Genomic DNA, 23,628 nt, shown 5'->3' with positions numbered 1-23,628 from the left:
ACTGGGCGGGTGCCCGCCGACCTCATTCATCTCGTGCGTCACGGGGAGGTCGAGAACCCCACGCGCGTGCTGTACGGGCGGCTTCCCGGATTCGGGCTCAGCGAGCTCGGACACCGCATGGCCGAGCTCGCCGCCGCCTCGCTCGCCGGGCGACCCATCGCATCCCTCACCGCGAGCCCGCTGCAGCGCACCCAGGAGTCGGCGGCGCCCTGGGCGGCGCGCTTCGGACTCGAGGTGGCCCTCGATGACCGCCTCATCGAGCCGGCCAACCGCTTCGAGGGCACCAACGTGCGCCGCGGCCTGCGCGACCCCGCAACTGGCCGTATCTCAGCTGGCCGTGGCGTCCCAGCTGGGGCGAGCCGTTCACCTCGATCCGGGCGCGGATGATGTCGGCCATCGCCGAGGCGCACGCCGAGACCGAGAGCGGCGAGGTGGTGTTCGTGACGCACCAGCTGCCCATCTGGATGGTCGCCCGCACGCTCGCCCGCAAGCCGCTCGCGCATGATCCGCGGGCCCGCCGCTGCGCGCTCTCGAGCATCACGACGCTCGCCTGGCGCAACGGCGCCTTCGCTGAGGTGGACTATCAGGAACCTGCGGCAGAGTTGCTCTCGCAGTCCATCGACCTGGGAGCCGTGTGACCACCCGAACCCGTCGCCCGAGCGGCGTGCGCCTGCTGGCGCCCATCGCCCTGCTCGCCACCCTGCTCTCCGGGTGCACCGCCGAGGCCGGGCATCTCGCCGATCAGTACGAGTCGGGCACCGGCGGCGGCTACATCTCGGGCGACGGACGCGTCGTGCAGCTCGCCGCATCCGACCGCGAGCAGCCGGTGGAGTTCGTGGGCACGCTCGACACCGGCGATGCGTTCGCCTCGACCGACACGCTCGGGCAGGTCGTGGTCGTCAACTTCTGGTACGCCAGCTGCCCGCCCTGCCGCGAGGAGGCCCCGGATCTCGAAGCCATCCACCAGCAGTTCGCGGATGCCGGGGTCACGGTGCTCGGCGTGAACGTGAGCGACACAGCCGACACGGCTCGCAAGTTCGAGGCCGAGCACGGCGTGAGCTACCCCTCGATCGTCGACTACGAAGACAACGCCGTGCAGCTCGCCTTCGCGGGCGGGAAGTACGCACCCAACTCGGTGCCCACGACGCTCGTGCTCGACAAGCAGGGTCGCGTCGCGGCGCGCTTCAGCGGGCTCATCGAGAGCCGCAGCGTCGTGGTCGACATCGTCGACGAGCTGCTCGCCGAGAGCGCCTGACGTGAACCCGGGCGAGATCGTCGTCTCCGGCGGGCTGTGGCTCGCCGTGCCGATCGCGCTCGCCGCGGGACTCATGTCGTTCCTCTCCCCGTGCGTGCTCCCCCTCGTGCCCGGCTACCTCGGCTACGTCTCGGGGGTCGCGCGCGGAGCGAAGCGCACCCGCTCGCGGATGACGCTCGGCGCGCTGCTGTTCGTGGCGGGCTTCTCGCTCGTCTTCCTCGCGGTCTTCGTGCTGGCCGGCACCGCGGGCCGCTTCCTCCTGCAGTACGGCGACCTCATCATGCGCATCGGCGGCGGCGTGATCATCGTGCTCGGCCTCGTGTTCATCGGTCAGGTGACCGTGCTGCAACGCCAGGTGAAGCCCACCTGGCAGCCGCGCACCGGACTCATCGGCGCACCGCTGCTCGGCATCCTCTTCGCCCTCGGCTGGACCCCGTGCATCAGCCCCACGCTCACCGCAGTCGGGTTCCTCGCCGGGTACGGCGGCGACCCGTGGCGGGCTGTGCTGCTCGGCCTGGCCTACTGCGCGGGGCTCGGCGTGCCCTTCGTGCTCGTCGCCCTCGGCTTCGGCTGGGTCGGAACGAGTCTCGGCTGGGTGCGACGTCACATCCGGGGCATCAACATCGCGGGCGGCGTGCTGCTCATCATCATCGGCGTGCTCATGGTCACCGGACTGTGGAGCATCATCATGTCGGAACTGGGGGCGGTGATCGGTGGCTTCAGCACCCCGCTCTGAGCGCACGAAGAAGACCGCGACGTCGAAGGCCGCGTCGAAGGCAGATCGGTCGACCGACCCGCACCGGCCCGACGACCACATCGACGCCGCGCCGCCCGAGGCAGGCGTCACGCAGCCGAGGCTCGGCGTGGTCGGCTATCTGCGCTTCTTCTGGCGCCAGCTCACGAGCATGCGCACGGCTCTCGTGCTGCTGCTGCTGCTCGCGCTCGCCGCCGTGCCGGGGTCGCTCGTGCCGCAGCGCAGCTCCGACCCGAACGGCGTGCTCCAGTACCAGCGCGACAACCCCGACACCTTCGAACTGCTCGACAAGCTCGGCGTGTTCTCGACGTTCAGCTCGCCGTGGTTCTCGGCCATCTACCTGCTGCTGTTCATCTCGCTCGTGGGCTGCATCCTGCCGCGCACCAAGCACCACCTCGACGCCCTGCGCGCGCGTCCGCCGAAGACCCCCGCGCGCCTCGCGCGCCTCGTCGGCTTCACCGAGCAGACCGTGACCGCGGATGTCGAGACGGCCGTCGAGGAGGCCCGCGCCGTGCTGCGCGGGGCCGGGTATCGCGTCGAACGCTACAGCGACTCGATCTCGGCCGAGCGCGGGTACCTGCGCGAGACCGGGAACCTCGTCTTCCACACGGCGCTCGTCGGTGTGCTCGTGACGGTCGGCATCGGCAGCGGTTTCGGGTACAACGGTCAGCGGGTGATCGTGCAGGACTCCGCGTTCACCAACTCGCTCGTCGCCTACGACTCCTTCACCTCCGGTCGTTTCTTCACGGAGAGCGCGCTCGAGCCCTTCTCGGTGCGCCTCGACGAGTTCGAGGGCGCCTACGAGCTCGACCCGGCATCCGGTAACTTCCACCCTCGACTTCACCGCGCACCTGTCGACGCGGGTGCCGGGCGGCGACTGGACGGATGCCGACCTCAAGGTGAACTGGCCGCTCGACATCGGCGGCACCAAGATGTACCTCCTCAGCAACGGCTTCGCCCCCGTCGTCACCGTGCGCGACGCGGATGGCGAGGTCGCGTTCTCGGGTCCCGTCGCCTTCATCCCGCAAGACAACAACCTGCGCAGCCTCGGCGTCATCAAGGTGCCCGACGGCCTCGCCGAGCAGGTGGGCATGCTCGGGTTCTTCTACCCCGACCCCGTCGAGCAGAGCGACGGCATCTTCCAGTCGCAGTCGCCCTACATCGGGCCCTCGAGCCTGCTCACGCTCACCGTCTACACGGGCGACCTGGGGCTCGACGAGGGCGTGAGCGTCAACGCGTACTCGCTCGACACCGACGGCCTCACGCAGGTCGCGGGCCCGAAGGCCGACGCCGCGGCGCTCGAGCTGAAGCAGGGCCAGACCGCCGAACTGCCCGACGGCCTCGGCACGATCGAGTTCACCGCGCTCAAGCGCTTCGTGGGCGTCGAGTTCCATCACGACCCGACCGAGGGCTGGGTGCTCGTGTTCTCGCTGCTGATCCTCGGCGGCCTGCTCGTGAGCCTCTTCGTTCCGCGCCGCCGCATGTGGATCAAGGCGGTCGCCGACGGCGACGCGGTGCACCTCGAATACGCCGGCCTCGCGCGCGGCGAAGACCCCGGTCTCGCGGATGCGGTGGCCGACATCGCCCGCCGCCACGCGGCGAGGCTCGAACGTAGGATGAACCCGTGACCACCGACACCCTCGCCGCCTACTCGTTGCTCGCCGTGTACTCGGCGTCGGCGATCTACGTGCTCGCGTTCATCGGGTACGTCGTCGACCTCGGTCGCCGCTCGAGCGAGACGGTCGCGGGACGCGCGCTGTCCGCTGCGTCGGCATCCGCGTCGTCCACCGCCGCGAGCCGGGGTGGCACCACGGTGCTGGCCCCGCCCGCGCCGCCCACGGCATCCGAGGCTGCGGATGCGAAGCCTGGCAAGAGCGCGCGCATCGCGTTCGCGCTCACCGTGCTCGGCTTCGCGGTGCACGTGCTCGGGCTCGTGCTGCGCGGCATCGCGGCCGCCCGGGCCCCCTGGGCGAACATGTTCGAGTTCGCCGTGACGGGCACCGCGATCATCGTCGGGGTGTTCCTCGTGGTCGGCCTGTTCCGCAACGTGCGCTACCTCGGTGCCTACATCACGGGGCTCGCGACGTTGCTGCTCATGCTCGCGGCCATGAACGTCTACGTCGACGTCATCCCGCTGCCGCCCGCCCTGCAGTCGGCCTGGCTCGTGATCCACGTCTTCGTGGCGATCCTCGGAACGGGCTTCTTCGCCCTGGGCGCAGGTCTCTCGATCGCGCAGCTGCTGCAGGCGCGTCGCGAGCTCGGTGCCACCGACAAGCCGCGCTTCCTGCGCGCCTTCCCGAACTCCGAAGCGCTCGAGAACCTCGCCTACCGCGTCAACGTCATCGGCTTCGCCTTCTGGACCTTCACCCTCATCGCGGGCGCCATCTGGGCCGAGCACGCGTGGGGCCGCTACTGGGGCTGGGACACCAAGGAAGTCTGGACGTTCATCATCTGGGTCGTCTTCGCCGGCTACATCCACGCCCGGGCGACCCGCGGATGGCGCGGTGCGCCCTCGGCCTGGCTCGCGATCGTGGGCTTCGTCGCGGTGCTGTTCAACTTCACCGTCGTCAACCTCTTCTTCAAGGGCCTGCACGCGTACTCGGGGCTCTGAGCCCGCTCCGCGCTTCGTTTCCCGCTGGTTGAGGTTCGTCGCGGCGTTCCTTTTCCCGCTGCGTGGGGCCAGCCGCGGGCGCTCCCTTCCGCTGGTTGAGGTTCGTCGCGCGCTCCATACCCCGCTGGTTGAGTAGCCCGTCGCCGCAGGCGCGGGCGTATCGAAACCCTGTTGACGCCGACGCGCGACGCGGGTGCGGGTCGACTCAGCAAGCCCGCCCTCGCGCAGTATCGCGTGCGGGAGGTTTCGATACGCCGCGCGCCCAGCGCGCGCGGCTACTCAACCCGCGGGAGGGGCGCCCAGCGCGCGGCTACTCAACCCGCGGTCAGGGTGGAAGCCGCGAGCAGCGCCGCACAGCGGCGCACGCGCTCGTGCCACCAGGCGACCCGCTCGGGCGGCGCCGCGTGCTGCCGCAGCAGTGTCGCATCCGGCTCCACGGCCCGCACCGCGATCACTCCGCCCCGTGGCCGCAGCGGCTCGGCTGTGACGTCGGCCGCCAGCAGGGCCGCCGTGCCGAGTCCGCAGTCGTAGGCGAGCTCGGGAAGTGCCGCCGCGAGGCGCGCGCCCATCGCGAGCCCCACTGAGGTGTCGATCGCGCTCGAGACCACGGCCGGCAGCCCCGCCTCGGCGACGATCCGCAACGCCCGGGCCACCCCGCCGAGCGGTTGCACCTTCACGACGAGGAGGTCGGCGGCGCCCGCCCGCGCGACGGCGAGCGGGTCGGAGGCTTTGCGCACACTCTCATCCGCGGCGATCGGCAGCTGCCAGTCCCGCAGCCGCTCCCGCAGTTCGGCGAGCTCAGCCACGGTCGTGCACGGTTGTTCGAGGTACTCGAGGTCGAACGGCGCGAGCGCGTGTGCCGCTCGCTCGGCTTGATCGACGCTCCATGCGGCGTTCGCGTCGACCCGGATGCGGCCCTCGGCGCCCAGGATGCGCCGCACCTCGCGCACGCGGGCGACGTCGTCTGCGAGGCCCTCGCGCGCATCCGCGACCTTCACCTTGACGGTGCGCACCTCGCCGAAACGCTCGAGCACCTCGCGGATGCGATCGACCGGCACCGTGGGCAGCGTCGCGTTCACCGGCACCGCGTCGCGCAGCACGGGCGTGGGCGCACCCCAGGCCGCGTCGATCGCGGCCGCGAGCCACGCGGACGCCTCGGCGTCGTCGTACTCCAGGAACGGCGAGAACTCGCCCCACCCGCTCGGGCCGCGCAGCAGGAGCGCCTCGCGCTCGATGACGCCACGGAAGCGCGTCACGAGCGGCAGCCGCACGACGTGCGCGTCCGCGAGCAGCTCTTCGACATCCGGTGTCACCCCCTCATCCTCGCCGAGCGTTACCCAAATCCGCGAGCGCGGTCCGTCGGCGGGCAGCGCTCGCGGATTCGGGTAGCGCTCGCGGAGGGGCTCACGCCCTAGGGTGGAGGCGTGAGCGACCCCTCGATGGGCCCCGAGCGACCTGGCCTCGAGATCTTCGACGTGCGATCGGATGCCGCCGAGCTGATCGTGCCCGAGCTCGAACCCGACGACGTGCTCGCGCGCCGCCCCCGCTGGCCGGGCGCGCTCGCGGGCGGTCTCGCGATCCTCATGGTGATCACCTGGGCCGTCGCACTCGCCTGCTCCCTCGCGGGGCTGCTCGAGCTCGGCGTAGGGCTGTCGTACTCTGCGATCGGGCTGAGCGTCTTCGCGGTGCTCGCGGGAATCGTCGCGGTTGTCGCAAACTGGGGACGCGGATGGGGCATCGCGGCGATCGCGGTCGGCGTGCTGCTGAACCCCGTCGTGCTGCTGTATCTCCTCACCTGGATCGGAGCGCTGTGACCGTCTCGGAGCTGTTCGACGCCGAGGTCTGGCGCGAGGTGCCCGGCTTCGAGACCCTCGGCGATGTCACCTACCACCTCGATGTCACCGGACGCATCGCGCGCGTCGCGTTCAACCGGCCGGAGGTGCGCAACGCCTTCCGCCCGCAGACGGTCGACGAGCTCGCGCGCGCCCTCGACGACGCGCGCCAGAATCCGCGCGTCGGCGTCGTGCTGCTCACCGGAAACGGCCCGAGTCCGAAGGACGGCGGCTGGGCGTTCAGCTCGGGCGGCGACCAGCGCATCCGCGGGCGCAGCGGGTACGAGTACCGCGATGCTGGTTTCGAGACGCCCGCTGCGCGGGCTCCTCAACCAGCTGTGGCTGCAGGGCGCCTGCACATCCTCGAGGTGCAGCGCCTCATCCGCTTCATGCCGAAGGTCGTCATCGCGCTCGTGCCCGGCTGGGCTGCGGGCGGCGGCCACTCGCTGCACGTCGTGTGCGACCTCACGATCGCGAGCCGCGAGCACGCGCGGTTCAAGCAGACGGATGCGGATGTCGGCTCGTTCGACGCGGGCTATGGCAGCGCCTACTTCGCGCGGCAGGTGGGTCAGAAGTTCGCGCGTGAGGTGTTCTTCCTGGCCCGCGAGTACGACGCCGAACGCGCCTACGAGATGGGCGCCGTGAACGCCGTCGTGCCGCATGCCGAGCTCGAGCGCACGGGGCTCGAGTGGGCGGAGACGATCCTCGGCAAGAGTCCCACGGCGATCCGCATGCTCAAGTTCGCCATGAACGCCGTCGACGACGGGATGGTCGGCCAGCAGGTATTCGCGGGCGAGGCCACCCGCCTCGCCTACGGCACGGATGAGGCGGCCGAGGGCCGCGACGCGTTCCTCGAGAAGCGCGACCCCGACTGGGGCCCCTACCCCTGGCATTTCTGAGATGAGACCGCTCGTCACGGTCGCCGCAACCGAGGGCCCCGTCGCGGTGCTCGAGGCGCTCCGCTCGGCGCTCGCGGGCGGTCCCGCGCTCTTCGTCGCCTCGGGCGCTTCGGGAGCGGATGCCGCGCCCCTGCCCGCCGCGGTCGCCCAGCACGTGGGGCTCGTCGTGGAGACGAGCGGCACGACCGGCCGCCCGAAGCGCGTCGTGCTGTCGGCCGACGCCGTGCTGGCATCCGCTGCCGCGAGCGAATCGGCGCTCGGCGGACCTGCCCAGTGGGTGCTCGCTCTGCCCGTGCACTACATCGCGGGCCTCAACGTGCTCGCGCGGTCGCTGTGCGCGCAGACCTCGCCCGAGGTGGTGGCGGGGGACCACTTCACGGCGGCGGGGTTCGTCGCGGCCGCGACGGCGTTGTCCGACGACACCGCGCACGCGACGGCCCTCGTGCCGGCGCAACTCGCGACGCTGCTCGACGATGCCGACGCGCGCGCCGTGCTGCGCGACTTCCAGGCGGTACTCGTGGGCGGCCAGGCGACGCCGGAGCCGCTGCTCGAGCGGGCGCGCGAGGGCGGCATCCGCGTCGTGCGCAGCTACGGCTCGAGTGAGACGAGCGGCGGGTGCGTCTACGACGGCCGACCGATCGGCGGGGCGCGCGTGCGCATCGTCGACGGCGAGGTGCAGCTCGGCGGCCCGACGGTCGCCGACGGCTACCTCGACGACCCGCAGCTCACCGAGGAGCGCTTCACGAACGACGGCGGCATCCGCTGGTTCCGCACCGCCGATGCCGGCGAGTTCGACGGCGAGACGCTGCGCGTGCTGGGCCGTCGCGACGACGTCATCATCTCGGGGGCGTGAAGATCTCGCTCGCGCACATCGAGGAGGTGGTGCGCGCCCAGCCGGGATGCGCGGATGCCGTGGTCGTCGCCGTCGCGCATCCCCGGTGGGGCGAGCGTCCGGTGGTGGTCGCGGCGGGGGCGGCTGTCGATGACCCGGCCGTGCTCGTGGCGGTCGAGGCGCGGCTCGGCTCGGTCGCGAAACCGGACGGGGTCGTGCGCGTGGCGGCGCTACCGCTGCTGCCGAGCGGCAAGCCCGACCGTCGCGCGGCCGCGACCCTCGCCCGCACGCACTCAGCGGGTTGAGGAGCGCACCGCGCAGCGGCGCCGAAGACTCAGCGGGTTGAGGAGCGCACCGCGCAGCGGCGCCGAAGACTCAGCGGGTTGAGGAGCGCACCGCGCAGCGGCGCGCGTCTCGAAACCAGCGTCCCCTTTCGACGGAGGCTTCGAGACGCGTCGCCTGCGGCGCCGCTCCTCAGCCACCTCGACAGGACGCCACCGCGGCGGCCCCGACGGCCCGCCACCTCGACCAACGCCGCGACAGTAGGCTTCCCCCGTGGCGAAGCAGCAGCGATTCGATCCCCAGGCCCTTGAGCGTGCCCGAGGCAACGCTCCGTCGAAGAAGGCGCCCGCCAAGGGCAAGCCGAGCGGCAAGAAGACCCGCGGCAAGAGCGGTCGGCCCGGGGGCCGCCCGCCGGCCGAGGCGACGCCCGCAACCCTCGGCACCTGGATCGGTGCGGCACGTCCGCTGACCCTCGCCCTGGCCATCGCGCCGGTCGCACTCGGAACGGGCGCCGCATCCCTCGGCCTCGACGTCTGGTACGAGCACTGGGCGCGCGCGGTGCTCTGCCTCGCGGTTGCCGCCCTGCTGCAGATCGGCGTCAACTACGCCAACGACTACTCCGACGGCATCCGCGGAACCGACGCGCACCGGGTCGGCCCCTCGCGTCTCGTCGGCTCGGGTCGCGCCAAGCCGCGGCACGTGCTCGTGGCTGCGCTCGTGTTCTTCGGTCTCGCGGCCGTGGCGGGCCTCACGCTCGTGATCGTCACCCAGCAGTGGTGGCTGCTCGCGGTGGGCGCCGTGGCGATCGTCGCCGCCTGGTTCTACACGGGCGGCACGCGCCCCTACGGGTACGCGGGGCTCGGCGAGCTCGTCGTGTTCGTGTTCTTCGGAGTCGTCGCGGTCGCGGGCACGACCTTCGTGCAGCTCGGCACCGTCAACATCGAGGCGTGGCTCGGGGTGCGGCGGCCGGCTTCCTCGCGATGGCCGTGCTGCACGTCAACAACCTCCGCGACCGGGAGCAGGATGCCGCAGCCGGAAAGCGCACCCTCGCGGTGCGGATCGGGCAGCTGCCGTCGCGCATCCTCTACACGGTCTTCGTGCTCGTGCCCTTCGGCATCCTGGTGTTCTTCGTGCTGTTCTACGAGCTCGCGCCGTATGTGTTCTTCGTGCTGTTCGCGACGGTTCCGGCGATCCTCATCGTCATGACGGCGCGCACCGCGCGTGAGTACGTCACGGCGCTCAAGCTCACGCTCCTGACGGCCCTCGCCTACGGCGTGGGCCTCGGCGCGGCGCTCGCCTTCTCGCTCGCGATCGGCATCCCGGCGGTCGTCTGACCCGCGCGGGGCGCCAAACGCTGTAGCGCTTCACCCGCCGCACCCGTCATCACGGCCGCGCGACGCCGAACGCTACAGCGTTTGGCCGAACTCTCGGGTCAGTCGAGGTCTTCGGCGCGCTCGTCGGGACCGCGCTCGTCGGAGCTCGGCACTCCGGCCTTCTGGCGGCTGCGCTCACGACTCGCGGCGAACTCGGCGGCCACGCGATTGCGCAGCGTCGGGAAGAAGATGTACGAGACGGTGAGGCTCACGATCACCGCTGCCAGCGCGGCGAGCAACGGGGCCATCATGGCCGGCAGCGCGTAGGGCGCCAGCAGCACGTACACGAGCGCGAAGGTTCCGCCGAAGAGGGCGAGGCGCAGCAGGGTGTACGGGATCCAGGCGGGCACCTGCCCATCCTAGGTCGATCGTCCCGGGGCGACCGGGCCAAGGCCGGGCGGAGAGCCTAGAATCAAGGTATGGCCGCCCTGCTGCGCTACCTCCCGATCATCATCGCTCTGGTGTTGCTCGTCGCGGCCGTCGTCGACATCGTGCGGATCGATCCCTCGCGCGTGCGCGCCCTGCCGAAGGGCCTCTGGGTGATCATCGCCATCAGCATCGTGATCATCGGCCCGATCCTGTGGTTCGCCCTCGGTCGCGAGCGGCTCGAGCCGCGCGAGCACGGCCGGTACCGCACGGCGCCCTCGGCGCCGGATGACGACCCCGAGTTCCTGCGTCGCCTCGCGCGCGAGAAGGAGCAGGAGCAGCGCATCCGCGACCTCGAGAAGCGCCTGTCGGAGCTCGGCGACGACGACGCCCCGAAGAACCCGCAGTGAGCCGGGGCCCCGACGCTCCCGCGAGCGTCTACGCCACAGCTCTGCTCGCGGGGCTCGTGCGCCGGGGTGTCACGGATGTCGTGGTGTGCCCCGGATCGCGCTCGCAGGCGCTCGCCCTCGCGGCGGCCCGCTTCGAGCAGGCGGGCCTGCTGAACCTGCACGTGCGCATCGACGAGCGTTCGGCGGGCTTCCTCGCCCTCGGGCTCGCGATCGAGTCGGGCGTGCCCGCCGTGATCGTGACCACCTCGGGCACCGCCGTCGGCAACCTGCACCCCGCCGTGCTCGAGGCCGCGCACTCGGGGGTTCCGCTGCTCGTCGTGAGCGCCGACCGTCCCGAGGAGTTGCGCGGCGTCGGCGCCAATCAGACCACGCGCCAGGCGGGCATCTTCCGCGGCGTCGCGCCGCACTCGTGGGATGTTCCGGCCCCCGCGGGCGACCCGGGCGAGGAGCAGGCGGCCGACGCTCTCGCGGCCGAGGTGCTCGACGGCATCCGGGGTCCGCGTCACGTCAACCTCGCCTTCCGCGAGCCGCTCTCCTCGGCCGTGCGGCTGCCGGATGTCGAGCCGGGGACGTGGACACCGCCTCCCGTCGCGCTCGGCGAGACCGCGGAGCTGTCTCCGGCCCCCGGCACGATCGTCGTCGCCGGCTCGGGCGCGGGCGAGGTGGCGGAGCAGGTCGCGCGCGAGCTCGGCGCCCCGTTGCTCGCCGAGGTCGCGAGCGGCGCCCGGTTCGGTCCCAACCTGGCGGCCGCGTACCGCGAGCTGCTGGGAGCCGCGGGTTTCGGCGACCGCGTCGAGCGCGTGGTCGTCTTCGGGCACCCCACCCTCAGCCGGGAGGTGCCGGCCATCATCGAGCGCCGCGGGGTCGAGACGATCGTGGTGCGCACCCCGGGCCTCGACGACTACAACCCCGGCCGTCGCGTCACGCGTTTCGTCGACCGGGTCGTCGTCGACACCTCGCGCGAGCCCGACCCGTCGTGGCCGCGCCGCTGGGCCCACGCATCACGCTCGCTGCTCGAGATCGACGAGGGTTCGGTCGCCTCGATCGGCCTCGATTACACCGAGCGGGCGAGATTCGCGCGCGAACAGCTGCAGCGGATGCGGGCACCCGTCACGCGCCGCGAGCTCGTCGAGGCCGTGTGGGCGGCGAGCTGGCCGCACGACCGGCTCGTGCTGGGGGCCTCGCGCCTCATCCGCGAACTCGATCGGGTGGCTCCCGGCAAGCGCATCCCCGTGCACGCCAACCGCGGCCTCGCCGGTATCGACGGCACGATCGCCACCGCGACCGGCATCGCCCTCGCCGCCCAGCGCGACGAGACGCGACCCGGGGTCACGCGCGTGCTGCTCGGCGACCTCGCGCTGCTGCATGACGTCGGCTCGCTGCTCGGCGGCGACGGTGAAGCCTGGCCGCGCCTGCAGCTCATCGTCGGCAACGATCACGGGGGCACGATCTTCGACGGGCTCGAGGTGGCGCGCTCGGCCGACCTCGCGCTCGCCGACCGGGTGCTGCTGACCCCGCAACATGTCGACCTCGCGGCCCTCGCATCCGCCTACGGCTGGGAGCACCGCCTCGTCACCGAGCGCGGGCAGCTCGACGGTGCGCTCACCCCGACCGCCGGCCGCACCCTCGTGGAGGTCGCCCTCGCGCGCTGAGGAGCGCAGGCCGCCTCGCCCGATGAGGGGCGCAGGCCGCCCTCGCCCGCTGAGCGGTTCAGGTGGCTGAGGAGCGTCGCGCGCAGCGCGATGCGTCTCGAAGCCCCGTCTCCCGCATGAGACATGGGCAGCGCTAGCGTGGCGGCATGAGTTGCGCCGAACTGTTGCGGGCGGGGGCCGGTTTCCGTCTCGCCGAGGTGGATCCGGATGCGACTCCCGGTTTCGCGGGCGACAAGAAGGCAGGCGAGAAGGCGCTCGCGGCGGGGAGCCCGAGCTCGACCGGCTGCAGGAGCTGCTGTTCGCCAACACCCAGCACGACCCGCGAAGCGTGCTGCTCGTGCTGCAGGCGATGGACACTGCCGGCAAGGGCGGCATCCTTCGGCACGTCGTGGGGTCGGTCGACCCGCAGGGCGTGCACATCCACTCCTTCAAGGCCCCGACCGAGGAGGAGCTCGCGCACGATTTCCTGTGGCGGGTCGAGCGCGAGCTGCCGGAGTCCGGACGCATCGGGGTCTTCGACCGCTCGCACTACGAGGACGTGCTCATCGGGCGGGTGCGCCAGCTCGCCGATGCCGCCGAGATCGAGCGCCGCTATGGGGCGATCGTCGACTTCGAGCAGCGGATCGCGGCATCCGGAACCGTCATCGTGAAGTGCATGCTGCACATCTCGCCCGACGAGCAGCGCGAGCGCCTCGCCGAGCGCCTCGAGCGGCCTGACAAGTACTGGAAGTTCAACCCCGGCGACATCGCCGAGCGCGCGCTGTGGCCCGAGTACCAGCAGGCCTACCAGCTGGCGATCGAGCGCACCTCGACCGATGCCGCGCCCTGGTACGTGATCCCCGCGAACCACAAGTGGTACGCGCGGCTCGCGGTCGCCGAGCTGCTCACCGATGCGCTGCGTTCCCTTGGGCAGAGCTGGCCACCCGCCGACTTCGATGTGGAGGAGCAGCAGCGCCTGCTGGCGGCCACCGTCTGACCGCTCTCCGCGAGAGTACGCACTCTTAAGCCTCCGGAGGCCGTTTGAGGCGCAAAAGCACGTACTTTCGCGGACCCCGGGTGGGGCGTCAGCCGAAGGCCTCCACGATCGGCCGGAACTTGAGCTTCGTCTCGGCGAGCTCGACATCGGGGTCGGACGCCGCGAGGATGCCGCCCCCGGCATAGGCGCGGATGTCGCCCTCCGGTGACACCTCCGCCGAGCGCAGCGAGACAGCCCACTTGCCGTCGCCCGCCGCATCCACCCAGCCGACGGGCCCGCCGTAGCGGCCGCGGTCGAGGGGCTCGAGTTCGTGGATCACCTCGAGTGCCTTCGCGGTCGGGGTGCCGGCGACCGCCGCCGTGGGATGCAGGGCGGCGGCAAGGTCGAGCGCCGAGGACACATCCGAGAGCACTCCCTCGATGTTGGTCGCGAGATGCCACAGGTTGGGAAGCTTGAGCGCGAACGGGATCTCGCTCGCCGAGATGCCGGAGCGGGCATGCGGAGCGAGGGCGTCGAGCACGCTCTGCACGGCGTAGCTGTGCTCGTCGAGGTCCTTCGTCGAGGTCGCGAGGCGCAGGGCCGCCGCGTGGTCGGACTCCGCGTCGGCGCCACGCGCGATCGAGCCGGCGAGCACGCGCGCCGTCACCTTGCCGTGGCTCACGCGCGCGAGGGTCTCGGGGCTCGAGCCGAGGTGGCCGTCGATCGCGAAGGTCCAGGTGTCGGGGTAGCCGAGCGCGAGTTCGGCGAGCACGCGCCGCAGGTCGCCGCCCTCAGGCAGGTGACCCACGAGGTCGCGCGCGAGCACCACCTTGCGCAACTCTCCCGCGCGGATGCGGCTCACGGCATCAGCCACGAGTTCGCGGAACCGCGCGGGCCCCACCTCGCCCGGCAGCAGGCTCAACCGGAACTCGGCGCCCAGTTCGTGCGCGACCGCCGCGGGCGGTTCGGTCTCGTCGCCGGCCACGCGCACCTCGGTCACCCAGCTCACCCCGTCACGGCGGCCGACGATCGTGCGCGGCACGATGAGCACGCTCTCGAACGCCGAGCGCTCGTCGAAGGTGAAGGCCCCAAAGGCGAGCAGGCCGGTGCCCGATTTGCGCACCGGGTCGTCGATCGTCGCGGATGCCGTGATGCGCCGCCAGGTCTCCGCCGCCTGGGCGATGCGGTCTGCTCCGCGGAAGGTGAGACGCACCGCCTCGCCGAGCCCGGCGACCCCCTCACCGCGTCGCATGAACAGCAGCGGAGCACGCGCATCGAGGATCGGGAGCAGCGAGGTCAGCGGATCCACGACCCGTGTGCGGGCGGCGAGCACGGGCACCTCGCCTGGGGCAACGGTCACCCCTCCACCCTAGGCTCATCGCGCGCGCACACGAGGGTCGAAGGCCCCGGGCACGGCGCATGTGGGCTGGATAGGATGGCGCGTGGTGAACAGGGCGGATATGGAGAAACGGCCGGACGAGGTGTCCGGCATGTTCGACGACGTCGCGCGCGGCTACGACCGCACCAACGACCTGCTCTCGCTCGGCAACGCGCCGCTCTGGCGGATCGCCACGGTGCGTGCGATCGACCCGCAACCGGGCGAGCGCATCCTCGACATCGCTGCGGGCACGGGAACCTCCTCGGCCGCGCTCGCGAAGTCGGGCGCCACGGTGGTGGCCGTCGACTTCTCGCCCGGCATGATCGCCGAAGGGCGCCGCCGCCACCCGCACCTCGAGTTCGTGGAGGCAGACGCGGAACGCCTGCCGTTCGGCGACGACGAGTTCGACGCCGTCACGATCAGCTTCGGCCTGCGCAACATCGCCGACCCGATCGTGGCACTCGGCGAGATGTACCGGGTGCTGAAGCCCGGCGGGCGCCTCGTGATCTGCGAGTTCTCGCATCCGAGCAACCCGCTCATGCGGCTCGGCTACGACGGCTGGATGAAGCTCGGCATGCCGCTCGTCACCAAGCTCGCGAGCTCCAACCCCGACGCCTACCGCTACCTGCTCGAGTCGATCGAGCAGTGGCCGGATCAGCAGACCCTCGCCCAATGGATCCGCGGCGCCGGCTTCGCCCGCGTGGCCTACCGCAATCTCACGGGCGGCGTCGTCGCCCTGCACCGCGGACGCAAGCCCGTCGATCCGGCCGTGCGCGCATCCGCCGCCCGTCGCCGCGGCGGCACCCGTCCGCGCCCCTCGACCCCGCGCCCGACCAGCTGACCTCAGAACGGCCACAACGTGACCCCGACCCCTTCGATCGCCCGGCGCCGCACGCTCGGCGCCTCGCTCGGCCTCGGCGACGCCCTCTTCGCCTCGAGCGAGGAACGGCACTTCGCACGCGCCATCGAGAAGGGACTCGACAAGGTCGAGGCCGGTCTCGCGGGGCAGCTCGCCTTCGCCGATGACATCGCGGATGCCGCGGGTCGCTATCTCTTCGACGCCGGCGGTAAGCGGGTGCGCCCCGTGCTCGCGCTGCTCACCGCCCAGCTCGGCGACGGCGTGAACGATGACGTCGTCGTGGCGGCCCAGGCCGTCGAGATCACCCACGTCGCGTCGCTGTACCACGACGACGTCATGGACGACGCGCAGATGCGTCGCGGGGTTCCGAGCGCCCAGACCGTGTGGGGCAACTCCGTGGCGATCCTCACGGGCGACCTGCTGTTCGCGCGCGCGTCGCAGCTCATCGCGGGGCTCGGCGAGCGCGCCCTCACGATCCAGGCCGACGTCTTCGAGCGGCTGTGCCTCGGCCAACTGCACGAGACCATCGGGCCGCGCCCGAGCGACGACCCGATCGAGCACTACCTGCAGGTGCTCGCCGACAAGACCGGATCGCTCATCGCCTGTGCGGCCGTCATCGGGGTGATCTTCTCCAACGCCCCGGATGAGTACCGCGAGCCCGTCGAGCTGTTCGGCGAGCGCGTGGGGGTGGCGTTCCAGCTCGTCGACGACGTCATCGACCTCTCGGGAGCCATCGAGCACACCGGCAAGGAGGCCGGCACCGATCTGCGTGCGGGCGTGCCCACCCTGCCTCTGCTCTACCTGCGCCGCGACGCCGAGACGGATGCCGCATCCGCTGCGCTGCTGGCGCGCCTCGAACAGGGGCTCGCCCCCGATGCCGACCCCGCCGCGTTCACCGGCGCGGTGGCGGAGTTGCACGCGCACCCGGTGACGGCCGCTACGCTCGCCGAGGCGCGACGCTGGGCCGACGATGCGGTCGCGGCCCTCGCACCGCTGCCCGAGGGACCCGTCAAGAAGTCGCTCACCCGCTTCGCCCAGGCGATCGTCGAGCGTTCCGGTTGAGCGCGCCCGGGCGCCTGCCCGCGGCGCCCTCGGATGAGCGCTCCGCTCCGCATCCCGCATCCCGCGCTTCGGCGCACAGGAAGGAAACCCCCGCATGAAGCTCCGTCTCGCGATCGTGGGAGCCGGTCCCGCCGGCATTTACGCGGCCGACATCCTGCTCAAGTACGAGCGCAGCTTCGACGTCTCGATCGACCTGTTCGAGCAGCTTCCGGCCCCGTACGGTCTCGTGCGCTACGGCGTCGCGCCCGACCACCCGCGCATCAAGGGCGTCATCGGGGCGCTGCGCGACATCGTCGACCGGGGCGACATCCGCATCTTCGGCAACGTGCTCTACGGGCGCGACATCACCCTCGCCGACCTCAAGAAGCACTACCACGCGGTGATCTTCTCGACCGGCGCCGTGCGCGATGCCGGCCTCGACATCCCGGGCGTCGATCTGCCCGGCAGCTTCGGTGCCGCCGATTTCGTGAGCTGGTACGACGGCCACCCCGACTTCCCGCGCACCTGGCCGCTCGAGGCGCAGTCGGTGGCCGTGATCGGCAACGGCAACGTCGCGCTCGACGTGGCGCGCATCCTCGCGAAGCACCCCGAGGACCTGCTCTCGACCGACATCCCCGACAACGTCTACGACGGCCTCGTCGCCTCGCCCGTGACGGATGTGCACGTGTTCGGTCGGCGAGGGCCGATGCAGGTGAAGTTCACGCCGCTCGAGCTGCGGGAGCTCGGCGAGCTGCGCGACGTCGACATGATCCTCGACGAGGAGGACTTCCACTACGACGAGGCCTCGCGCCGGGCGATCGAGTCGAACAAGCAGGTCTTCGTGATCGACAAGGTGTTCACCCAGTGGCGCCAGCGTGAAGTCGGTCAGGCCTCGCGCCGGCTGCACTTGCACTTCTACGCGAAGCCCGTCGAGATCGTCGGCGACGAGCACGGCATCACCGCCTACCGCTACGAGCGCACCGAACCGGATGGCTCGGGCGGCGTGCGCGGCACCGGCGAGATCCGCGAGGTGCCGGTGCAGGCGGTGTACCGGGCGATCGGCTACTTCGGGTCACCCCTCGACGGCATCCCGTTCGACGAGGAGCGCGGCGTGATCCCCAACCACGAGGGTCAGGTGCTCGACCACCACAACGAGGTCGTGCCCGGCGTCTACGCCACCGGGTGGATCAAGCGCGGCCCGGTGGGTCTCATCGGCCACACCAAGTCGGATGCCATGGAGACCATCTCGCACCTCGTGACCGATCAGGCGAACTGGTGGGATCCCGCCGACCCCGCCGAGGCATCCATCGTGACCTTGCTCGAGGAACGCGGCATCGCGTACACGGATCTCGAGGGCTGGCACCGGCTCGACACGCACGAGGTCGCTCTCGGCGAGCCGCACGGGCGCGCGCGTATCAAGGTCGTGCCGCGCGAGGAGATGGTCGAGATCTCGCGCGGGGAGTCCGCCGACTGACGAGGTGATTGAGGAGCGCCGCCGCAGGCGACGCGTCTCGAAATCGCCGACCCTATTGCAGCCCGGCCGTCAAGCGCATGAGGTTGTCGACCGTCTGCAGGCGGAACGGCCGCTCGCGCCACTCCTCAAGGGTGAGCTCGCGGCTCACCGCGCGGTAGGCGTCCTCCACCTGGCGCAGCTGCGAGAGGAACGGCTCGCCGTGGATCATCACCGAGATCTCGAGGTCGAGCGTGAACGAGCGCATGTCCATGTTGGAGGAGCCGATGATGGCGACCTCGTCGTCGAAGGTCATGTGCTTGGCGTGCAGGATGGTCGGTGCCGGGTAGAGGTAGATCTTCACGCCGGCCTTGAGCAGCGCCTCGTAGTAGCTGCGCTGGGCGTGGTACACCATGAACTGGTCGCCGATCTCGGAGACGAAGAGCTCGACGTGCAGCCCCGACTGCGCGGCGGTGGTGACCGCGTAGAGCATGGAGTCATCCGGCACGAAGTACGGGCTCACGAGCACGATGCGACGTTGGGCGTTGTAGACGAGCGAGTTGAACAGCCGCAGGTTGTTCTCGCCCGAGAAGCCGGGGCCGCTCGGCACGACCTGGCAGTCGAGATGCCCGTCGCCCGAGAGGCGCACGGGGGCGGCCTCGCGCACGAGCAGCTCGTCGGTCTCGGAGTACCAGTCGGTCACGAAGATCGCGTCGATGCCGGCCACCACGGGGCCCTCGAAGCGCACCCAGTAGTCCTTCCAGTGCAGGCCGCGCTTGTGGTTCTTCTTCTTCTGGTACGGCGTCTCGATCACGTTGAGCGAGCCGGTGAATGCCACCTCGCCGTCGATCACGAGCAGCTTGCGGTGATTGCGCAGGTCGGGGCGCTGGAAGCGTCCCTTGAGCGGCTGCAACGGGAGCATGAGGTGCCACTCGATGCCGGCCCGCGTGAGGAAGCGTTTCGTGCGGCGGAACCCGGGGTACTGCAGGTTGCCGAGGTGGTCGAGCAGCACGCGTACCTTCACGCCGCGGGCACGCGCATCCGCGAGGGCCTGGAAGAACGGGCGCGTGGTGTCATCCAGCGACAGGATGTAGAACTCGACGTGCACGACGCGCTTGGCCGCCTTCACCGCCTCGGTCATGGCGTCGAAGGCCTGCTGATTGTCGGCCCACATCTGCGCACTGTTGCCGCCGACGAGGGGCATGGCGCCGAGGGTGCGGTTGAGCTCGACGAGCGGCTCGAGCCACGGAGGCCAAGCGGGATCCTTCTGCACGAGCTCGATGCCCTCGGTGGTCTCGAGGATGTACTCGTTGATCTCGCGCTGCTTGCGTCGGCGATTGCGCGGCAGCCGCGCGCTGCCGAACAGCAGGAAGAACAGGATGCCGACGTAGGGGATGAAGAAGATCGCGAGCAGCCACGCCATGGCGGTCTGCGGTCTGCGGTTGCGCGGCACCACGATGAGGGCCGTGATGCGCACGGCGAGGTCGATGAGGATGAGCGCGACGACGGTCGCGAGTGAGAGCCACGCGGCGAATCCACCCTCCACGTACTCAGTCTGTCAGCGTCGGGGCGCGGTTGTGCCGCGGTTTCGGCGAGGTGCCGCGGTTTCGCGGCGCGCGGAACGCCGAAACCGCGGCGGATCGGCGCTCAGCGCATGTTCACGAACTGCAGGGCGACATCCAGGTCTTTGCCCTTCAGCAGCGCGATGACGGCCTGCAGGTCGTCGCGGCTCTTGGACTGCACGCGCAGCTCATCGCCCTGGATCTGCGACTTGACCGACTTGGGGCCCTCGTCGCGGATGATCTTGGAGATCTTCTTGGCGTCCTCGCTCGAGATGCCCTCCTTCATGCGGGCCTCGATGCGGTACTCCTTGCCGGATGCGAAGGGCTCGCCGGCGTCGAGCGAGCGCAGCGAGATGCCGCGCTTGATGAGCTTCTGCTCGAACACGTCGAGCACGGCCTTCACCCGCTCTTCGGCGTTCGCCTTCATGAGGATCTTCTCGCCCGAGAACTCGATCGAGGCGCCCACGTTCTTGAAGTCGTAGCGCTGCGCGATCTCCTTCTGGGCCTGGCTGAGGGCGTTCTGGGTCTCCATCGTGTCGACCTTGCTCACGATGTCGAAAGAGGAATCTGCCATGCAGCCATGCTAGGTCTTAGGCGTGCGCCCCGCCCTCAAGACCTTCGTGCCGGTGGCCGCGGTCGTGGTGGCGCTCGCCCTGCTGACGGTGGCCGTCGTGGTGTTCCTCGCCCCACGCGGCCGCGATGCCACGCCGGGTGCCGAGCGCACCCCGCTTCCCAGCTGGGCCCCGCCCGCCACCCCGCCGCCTGCCGCCGCGACGCCGACCGGGCCGGGCGTTGCGGGCCTGGCCGACCCGGACTGGTTGGACGAGGTGGCCGACGCGACCGGCATCCCGCGCCGCGCGCTCGCCGCCTACGCAGGGGCTGCGCTTGTGAAGGCCGAGACGATGCCCGAGTGCGGGCTGAGCTGGGCGACGATCGCCGGGGTCGGGGCGACCGAGTCCGACCACGGGCGGCACGGCGGTGCGCGCCTCGATGAGGGCGGCACGGCGGTGCCCGGCATCTTCGGGGTGGCGCTCGACGGCGACGGCGTCGCGCTCGTGCCCGACAGCGATGGCGGCGCGATCGACGGCGACGCGGAGGCGGATCGCGCGGTCGGGCCGATGCAGTTCATCCCCGAAGCGTGGCGCAACTGGCACGTCGACGGTGGGGGAGACGGAGTCGAGGACCCGCAGAACATCGACGACTCCGTGCTCGCGACCGCGAACTACCTGTGCCGGGCGAGCACCGCCTACGAGACGGAGGACGGATGGCGCGCCGGCATCCGCTCCTACAACTCGCCCGAGGTGTACCTCGGCACGGTCGCGCAGTACGCCATCCGTTATGCCGAGGCGGCGGCCGTGGCTCGCTGACGTGCTGTTGTGCAGGAGTTCTGCTGTTGTGCAGGATCCTTCGCAGCTCGCGCGCGCGTCCTCGCCGAGAAATAGGAGAAGTCGGGGCTTTCAGCCGCCGATGCTGGCGAGAATTCCTGCACAACAGCAGAATTCCTGCACAACAGCGGAGGTGGGCTAGCGCCGGGCCGTGGACGAGCGCACGACGAGTTCGTACGGCAGGTCGATGTTGAGGGTCTCCTCGCTGCGCTCGCCGGGGTGCAGCTCGTCCATGAGCACCTCGACCGCCATGCGTCCCTGCATGTCGGGGAACTGCGCGATCGTCGTGAGCCCGAAGAACTCGGCCAACTCGTGGTCGTCGATGCCGATGATCGACACGTCACCGGGAACGTGCATGCCGAGGTCTTTGGCGGCGAGGATCGCGCCGATCGCCATCTCGTCGGATGCGGCGAAGATCGCCGTGGGACGCCCGCTCGGGTTGCCGAGCAGCTGCTTGGCGGCCCGGTAGCCGCCCTCCATGGTGAAGTCGGCCGCGTGGAAATGACGGTCGAGGGTCTCGAGGCCGGCGGCGTGCATCGCCTGCTCGTAGCCGTGGCGGCGGTTGGTGGGCAGGTGGAAGTCCATCTCGAGGGCTTCGCCGCCGATGTGCGCGATGTCGGTGTGGCCGAGGGCCAGCAGATGCTCGGTGGCGAGGCGCCCGAGCTCGGTGTCGTCGAGGCTCAGCGTGCGCACGCCCGGTAGGGGGCCGCCGACGCCGACGATGGGCTTGTCGAGGTCGATGAGCCGCTGCACCTCGTCGCCCGTGAGTTCGAGCGAGACGGCGATCACGGCATCCACGCGCTTGCGCAACAGGAAGTGCTGGAAGACGAGCCGTCGTTCCTCGTCGCTGCCGCCCAGGTTGTAGAGGGTGAGGTCGTAGCCCCGCTCGAGCAGCGCCGATTCGGCGCCCTCGACGACCGCGCCGAAGAACCAGCGGTTGAGGAAGGGGATCACCACCCCGACGTTGCGGGTGCGCCCGGTGGCGAGGCCCGAGGCGCTCGACGAGACGACGTAGCCGAGCTCGGTGGCGGCCGCGACGACGCGCTCGCGGGTGGTGGGGGACACCGAGCCACGGCCCGACAGCGCACGCGAGACCGTCGCGGCGGAGACGCCCGCGACCCGGGCGACCTCGTGGATGCCGGGCACGCGTCCTCCTGTGCTGGGTGATGATTGCTGGCATCCTATCGGCGGCCTCACGCGTGGTCTCGTGAGCTGCTGCGACCTTGTATCCTTGATGGGCGCGAGCGGTTGGTGATCACACGGGCCGTGAGCGCATCTGGCGAGTTACCCAAGCGGCCAAAGGGATCTGACTGTAAATCAGCCGGCGTAGCCTTCGGGGGTTCGAATCCCTCACTCGCCACCAACGTGAAAGACCCCGCTTCGGCGGGGTCTTTCACGTTCGCGAGCTGCGCGGCGGGCGCGTCATGCGGGGTCCAGCACGACGACCGCCGTCCCTTTCGGTCGGCGGATCGCGAAGGCGTCGAGGTCGCCCCAGCCCGGGTAGTCGGCGAAGCGTGCCCAAAGGCGCTCGTGTTCCTCGCCCGCGGCGATGCGGGCGCGCACCGTGCGGCGCGTGCGGCCGAGGTCGACGCGCACCTCGGGGTGGGCGCGCAGGTTCTTCAGCCACGACGGATCCGCCGCCGCCCAGCCGTTCATGGCGAGGGTGACGAGCGCGTCGCCGTCGTCGAAGTAGCCGAGCACGACCGGGCGGGGTTCTCCCGAGTTGCGACCGATCGCGTGTACGCGCATCATGCCCATCCGCTTGCCGCGGCGCGGGGCGGGCAGTCCGAGGCGCGCGCCGCTCAGTCGCACGAGCAGGCGGTGGCCACGCCAGATCGCGCGGATGAGTGCGCGCGGCGGCGGCGATGGGGTGGATGAGGTGGTGTCCATGGTCGTTCCTCTACAATGTAGGTCTACACGGTAGGAAACAGTACCTCTACGGTGTAGACCCGTCAAGCACTAGACTGCGGACGATGCCTCGACGCCCCGATCCCGCCGCTGCGCCTGCCGCGCCGCCGGCCACGGCGCGCCGCCCTGACCGCAGCGCCGCGCGTCCCGAGCGCCTCAGTCGTGAGCGCATCGTCGCGGAGGCCATCGCCCTCGCCGACCGCGACGGGATCGACGGGCTCAGCATGCGCCGCCTCGCCGCCTCGCTCGAGGTCGATCCGATGTCGCTCTACCATCACCTGCGCGACAAGGAGGCTCTGCTCGACGCCATGGGCGATGCCCTCGTGGCGCAGATCGACCTTCCGGAACCGTCGGGAGAGTGGCCTGCCCAGCTGCGGGATCTCATCCTCGCCGCCCGGGCGACCATGCTGCGGCATCCGTGGTCCGCGCGCGTGCTCGACTCCCGAGACCAGGCGGGACCCGCGACCGTCGCCTACATCGACCGCGTGCTCGGCATCCTGCGCACGGGCGGCGTCTCGCTCGAGCTCGCCCACCACGCCCTGCACGTGCTCGGCAGCCGGGTGCTCGGCTTCGACGCCAACCTCTTCGACGACGCGCCCACCGAGACGGACCCGGCGCTCGTCGCGGCTCAGGTGCGCGCGTGGGCCCCGACGCTGCCGCACGTCGCGGAGCTCGCGCTCGCAGCGGCCCACGACGGCGTGCTGGGTGCGTGCGACGACGACGCCGAGTTCCTCTTCGCGCTCGACCTCATCCTCGACGGCCTGCAGCGCCGCGCCGCCGCGACCTAGCCGCACCGCACGACGCGCAGGTCATCGAGACGGCAC

23 protein-coding genes, 1 tRNA gene and 4 pseudogenes are annotated in these 23,628 nt (G+C 71.0%); 21 read left to right on the top strand and 7 right to left on the bottom strand.

Annotated elements, in window-relative coordinates; genetic code table 11:
* Window positions 1-9: 9 nt before the first annotated feature.
* The 7 genes and pseudogenes from QQK29_RS17785 (at window position 10) to ccsB (ending at window position 4,620) form a co-directional block, all read left to right on the top strand.
* Complete coding sequence (locus QQK29_RS17785; protein WP_348533803.1) at window positions 10-387, top strand: histidine phosphatase family protein; 378 nt, start codon at window positions 10-12, stop codon at window positions 385-387.
* Window positions 357-638 (top strand): annotated as a pseudogene (locus QQK29_RS17780) (histidine phosphatase family protein); the annotation flags it as partial. The gene QQK29_RS17785 and the pseudogene QQK29_RS17780, both read left to right, overlap by 31 nt.
* Window positions 635-1,255 (top strand): TlpA family protein disulfide reductase, encoded by a 621-nt coding sequence (locus tag QQK29_RS04425; protein ID WP_284298121.1) that lies wholly within the window; start codon window positions 635-637, stop codon window positions 1,253-1,255. The pseudogene QQK29_RS17780 and the gene QQK29_RS04425, both read left to right, overlap by 4 nt.
* 1 nt (window position 1,256) lies before the next feature.
* Entirely contained in the window at window positions 1,257-1,991 is a 735-nt protein-coding gene (locus QQK29_RS04420) for a cytochrome c biogenesis CcdA family protein (protein WP_284298119.1), read from the top strand.
* Between the two features lie 169 nt (window positions 1,992-2,160).
* Window positions 2,161-2,760: pseudogene (locus QQK29_RS04415) on the top strand (cytochrome c biogenesis ResB family protein); the annotation flags it as partial.
* Window positions 2,761-2,872: 112 nt separating this feature from the next.
* On the top strand, window positions 2,873-3,637 hold the full coding sequence (locus tag QQK29_RS04410) for a cytochrome c biogenesis ResB family protein (protein ID WP_284298117.1): 765 nt from the start codon (window positions 2,873-2,875) through the stop codon (window positions 3,635-3,637).
* On the top strand, window positions 3,634-4,620 hold the full coding sequence (gene ccsB, locus QQK29_RS04405; protein ID WP_284298115.1) for a c-type cytochrome biogenesis protein CcsB: 987 nt from the start codon (window positions 3,634-3,636) through the stop codon (window positions 4,618-4,620). Before QQK29_RS04410 ends, ccsB begins: the two co-directional genes overlap by 4 nt.
* Before the next feature lie 314 nt (window positions 4,621-4,934).
* Here ccsB and QQK29_RS04400 read toward each other — a convergent pair whose 3' ends face one another.
* Window positions 4,935-5,933 (bottom strand): o-succinylbenzoate synthase, encoded by a 999-nt coding sequence (locus QQK29_RS04400; RefSeq protein ID WP_284298113.1) that lies wholly within the window; start codon window positions 5,931-5,933, stop codon window positions 4,935-4,937.
* 111 nt (window positions 5,934-6,044) lie between these two features.
* Between QQK29_RS04400 and QQK29_RS04395 the strand changes: the two genes are divergently transcribed.
* The 5 genes and pseudogenes from QQK29_RS04395 to QQK29_RS04380 all read left to right on the top strand — a co-directional run bounded on the left by QQK29_RS04395 (window position 6,045) and on the right by QQK29_RS04380 (window position 9,799).
* Window positions 6,045-6,434, top strand: a complete 390-nt coding sequence (locus QQK29_RS04395) for a hypothetical protein (protein WP_284298111.1) — start codon at window positions 6,045-6,047, stop codon at window positions 6,432-6,434.
* Entirely contained in the window at window positions 6,431-7,351 is a 921-nt protein-coding gene (locus QQK29_RS04390) for a 1,4-dihydroxy-2-naphthoyl-CoA synthase (RefSeq protein WP_284298109.1), read from the top strand. Before QQK29_RS04395 ends, QQK29_RS04390 begins: the two co-directional genes overlap by 4 nt.
* Before the next feature lies 1 nt (window position 7,352).
* The gene (locus tag QQK29_RS04385; RefSeq protein ID WP_348533802.1) at window positions 7,353-8,204 is read left to right on the top strand and encodes an AMP-binding protein; all 852 of its coding nucleotides are present in this window, start codon (window positions 7,353-7,355) and stop codon (window positions 8,202-8,204) included.
* The gene (locus tag QQK29_RS17775; protein ID WP_348533801.1) at window positions 8,201-8,488 is read left to right on the top strand and encodes an AMP-binding enzyme; all 288 of its coding nucleotides are present in this window, start codon (window positions 8,201-8,203) and stop codon (window positions 8,486-8,488) included. Before QQK29_RS04385 ends, QQK29_RS17775 begins: the two co-directional genes overlap by 4 nt.
* A 250-nt stretch (window positions 8,489-8,738) precedes the next feature.
* Window positions 8,739-9,799 (top strand): annotated as a pseudogene (locus QQK29_RS04380) (1,4-dihydroxy-2-naphthoate polyprenyltransferase).
* A 98-nt stretch (window positions 9,800-9,897) separates the two neighbouring features.
* On the opposite strand, the gene QQK29_RS04375 reads toward QQK29_RS04380, so the two are convergent.
* The gene (locus tag QQK29_RS04375) at window positions 9,898-10,188 is read right to left on the bottom strand and encodes a DUF4229 domain-containing protein (RefSeq protein ID WP_284298107.1); all 291 of its coding nucleotides are present in this window, start codon (window positions 10,186-10,188) and stop codon (window positions 9,898-9,900) included.
* Between the two features lie 69 nt (window positions 10,189-10,257).
* Between QQK29_RS04375 and QQK29_RS04370 the strand changes: the two genes are divergently transcribed.
* The 3 genes and pseudogenes from QQK29_RS04370 (at window position 10,258) to QQK29_RS04360 (ending at window position 13,242) form a co-directional block, all read left to right on the top strand.
* Complete coding sequence (locus QQK29_RS04370) at window positions 10,258-10,614, top strand: PLDc N-terminal domain-containing protein (protein ID WP_284298104.1); 357 nt, start codon at window positions 10,258-10,260, stop codon at window positions 10,612-10,614.
* Window positions 10,611-12,266, top strand: coding sequence for a 2-succinyl-5-enolpyruvyl-6-hydroxy-3-cyclohexene-1-carboxylic-acid synthase (menD, locus tag QQK29_RS04365; protein WP_284298102.1), 1,656 nt, complete (start codon window positions 10,611-10,613; stop codon window positions 12,264-12,266). Before QQK29_RS04370 ends, menD begins: the two co-directional genes overlap by 4 nt.
* A gap of 146 nt (window positions 12,267-12,412) precedes the next feature.
* Window positions 12,413-13,242 (top strand): annotated as a pseudogene (locus QQK29_RS04360) (polyphosphate kinase 2 family protein).
* 88 nt (window positions 13,243-13,330) lie between these two features.
* Here the strand turns inward: QQK29_RS04360 and QQK29_RS04355 are convergent.
* Complete coding sequence (locus tag QQK29_RS04355; protein WP_284298100.1) at window positions 13,331-14,581, bottom strand: isochorismate synthase; 1,251 nt, start codon at window positions 14,579-14,581, stop codon at window positions 13,331-13,333.
* 130 nt (window positions 14,582-14,711) lie between these two features.
* Between QQK29_RS04355 and QQK29_RS04350 the strand changes: the two genes are divergently transcribed.
* The 3 genes from QQK29_RS04350 to QQK29_RS04340 all read left to right on the top strand — a co-directional run bounded on the left by QQK29_RS04350 (window position 14,712) and on the right by QQK29_RS04340 (window position 17,973).
* Window positions 14,712-15,440, top strand: a complete 729-nt coding sequence (locus QQK29_RS04350) for a class I SAM-dependent methyltransferase (RefSeq protein ID WP_431308654.1) — start codon at window positions 14,712-14,714, stop codon at window positions 15,438-15,440.
* 18 nt (window positions 15,441-15,458) lie between these two features.
* Complete coding sequence (locus tag QQK29_RS04345; protein ID WP_284298096.1) at window positions 15,459-16,520, top strand: polyprenyl synthetase family protein; 1,062 nt, start codon at window positions 15,459-15,461, stop codon at window positions 16,518-16,520.
* Window positions 16,521-16,614: 94 nt separating this feature from the next.
* On the top strand, window positions 16,615-17,973 hold the full coding sequence (locus QQK29_RS04340; protein WP_284298094.1) for an FAD-dependent oxidoreductase: 1,359 nt from the start codon (window positions 16,615-16,617) through the stop codon (window positions 17,971-17,973).
* 52 nt (window positions 17,974-18,025) lie between these two features.
* Here QQK29_RS04340 and cls read toward each other — a convergent pair whose 3' ends face one another.
* Complete coding sequence (cls, locus tag QQK29_RS04335; RefSeq protein WP_284298092.1) at window positions 18,026-19,495, bottom strand: cardiolipin synthase; 1,470 nt, start codon at window positions 19,493-19,495, stop codon at window positions 18,026-18,028.
* 101 nt (window positions 19,496-19,596) lie between these two features.
* Window positions 19,597-20,085, bottom strand: coding sequence for a YajQ family cyclic di-GMP-binding protein (locus QQK29_RS04330; protein ID WP_284298090.1), 489 nt, complete (start codon window positions 20,083-20,085; stop codon window positions 19,597-19,599).
* 22 nt (window positions 20,086-20,107) lie between these two features.
* Between QQK29_RS04330 and QQK29_RS04325 the strand changes: the two genes are divergently transcribed.
* On the top strand, window positions 20,108-20,878 hold the full coding sequence (locus QQK29_RS04325) for a lytic murein transglycosylase (RefSeq protein WP_284298088.1): 771 nt from the start codon (window positions 20,108-20,110) through the stop codon (window positions 20,876-20,878).
* A 156-nt stretch (window positions 20,879-21,034) separates the two neighbouring features.
* Here QQK29_RS04325 and QQK29_RS04320 read toward each other — a convergent pair whose 3' ends face one another.
* Window positions 21,035-22,042 (bottom strand): LacI family DNA-binding transcriptional regulator, encoded by a 1,008-nt coding sequence (locus tag QQK29_RS04320; RefSeq protein ID WP_284298086.1) that lies wholly within the window; start codon window positions 22,040-22,042, stop codon window positions 21,035-21,037.
* A 132-nt stretch (window positions 22,043-22,174) separates the two neighbouring features.
* Between QQK29_RS04320 and QQK29_RS04315 the strand changes: the two genes are divergently transcribed.
* Window positions 22,175-22,259: transfer RNA gene (locus QQK29_RS04315), tRNA-Tyr, on the top strand.
* A 59-nt stretch (window positions 22,260-22,318) separates the two neighbouring features.
* Here the strand turns inward: QQK29_RS04315 and QQK29_RS04310 are convergent.
* The gene (locus QQK29_RS04310) at window positions 22,319-22,786 is read right to left on the bottom strand and encodes a nitroreductase family deazaflavin-dependent oxidoreductase (protein WP_284298085.1); all 468 of its coding nucleotides are present in this window, start codon (window positions 22,784-22,786) and stop codon (window positions 22,319-22,321) included.
* Window positions 22,787-22,869: 83 nt separating this feature from the next.
* On the opposite strand from QQK29_RS04310, the gene QQK29_RS04305 reads away from it, so the two are divergent.
* Complete coding sequence (locus QQK29_RS04305; RefSeq protein WP_284298084.1) at window positions 22,870-23,592, top strand: TetR/AcrR family transcriptional regulator C-terminal domain-containing protein; 723 nt, start codon at window positions 22,870-22,872, stop codon at window positions 23,590-23,592.
* Window positions 23,593-23,628: the final 36 nt, after the last annotated feature.

Origin of the sequence: Homoserinibacter gongjuensis, assembly GCF_030161875.1 — a bacterium.
GTDB lineage: Bacteria > Actinomycetota > Actinomycetes > Actinomycetales > Microbacteriaceae > Homoserinibacter > Homoserinibacter gongjuensis.
The sequence above is the reverse complement of the archived record's forward strand: the minus strand, read 5'-3'. Positions and strand labels throughout refer to the sequence as shown.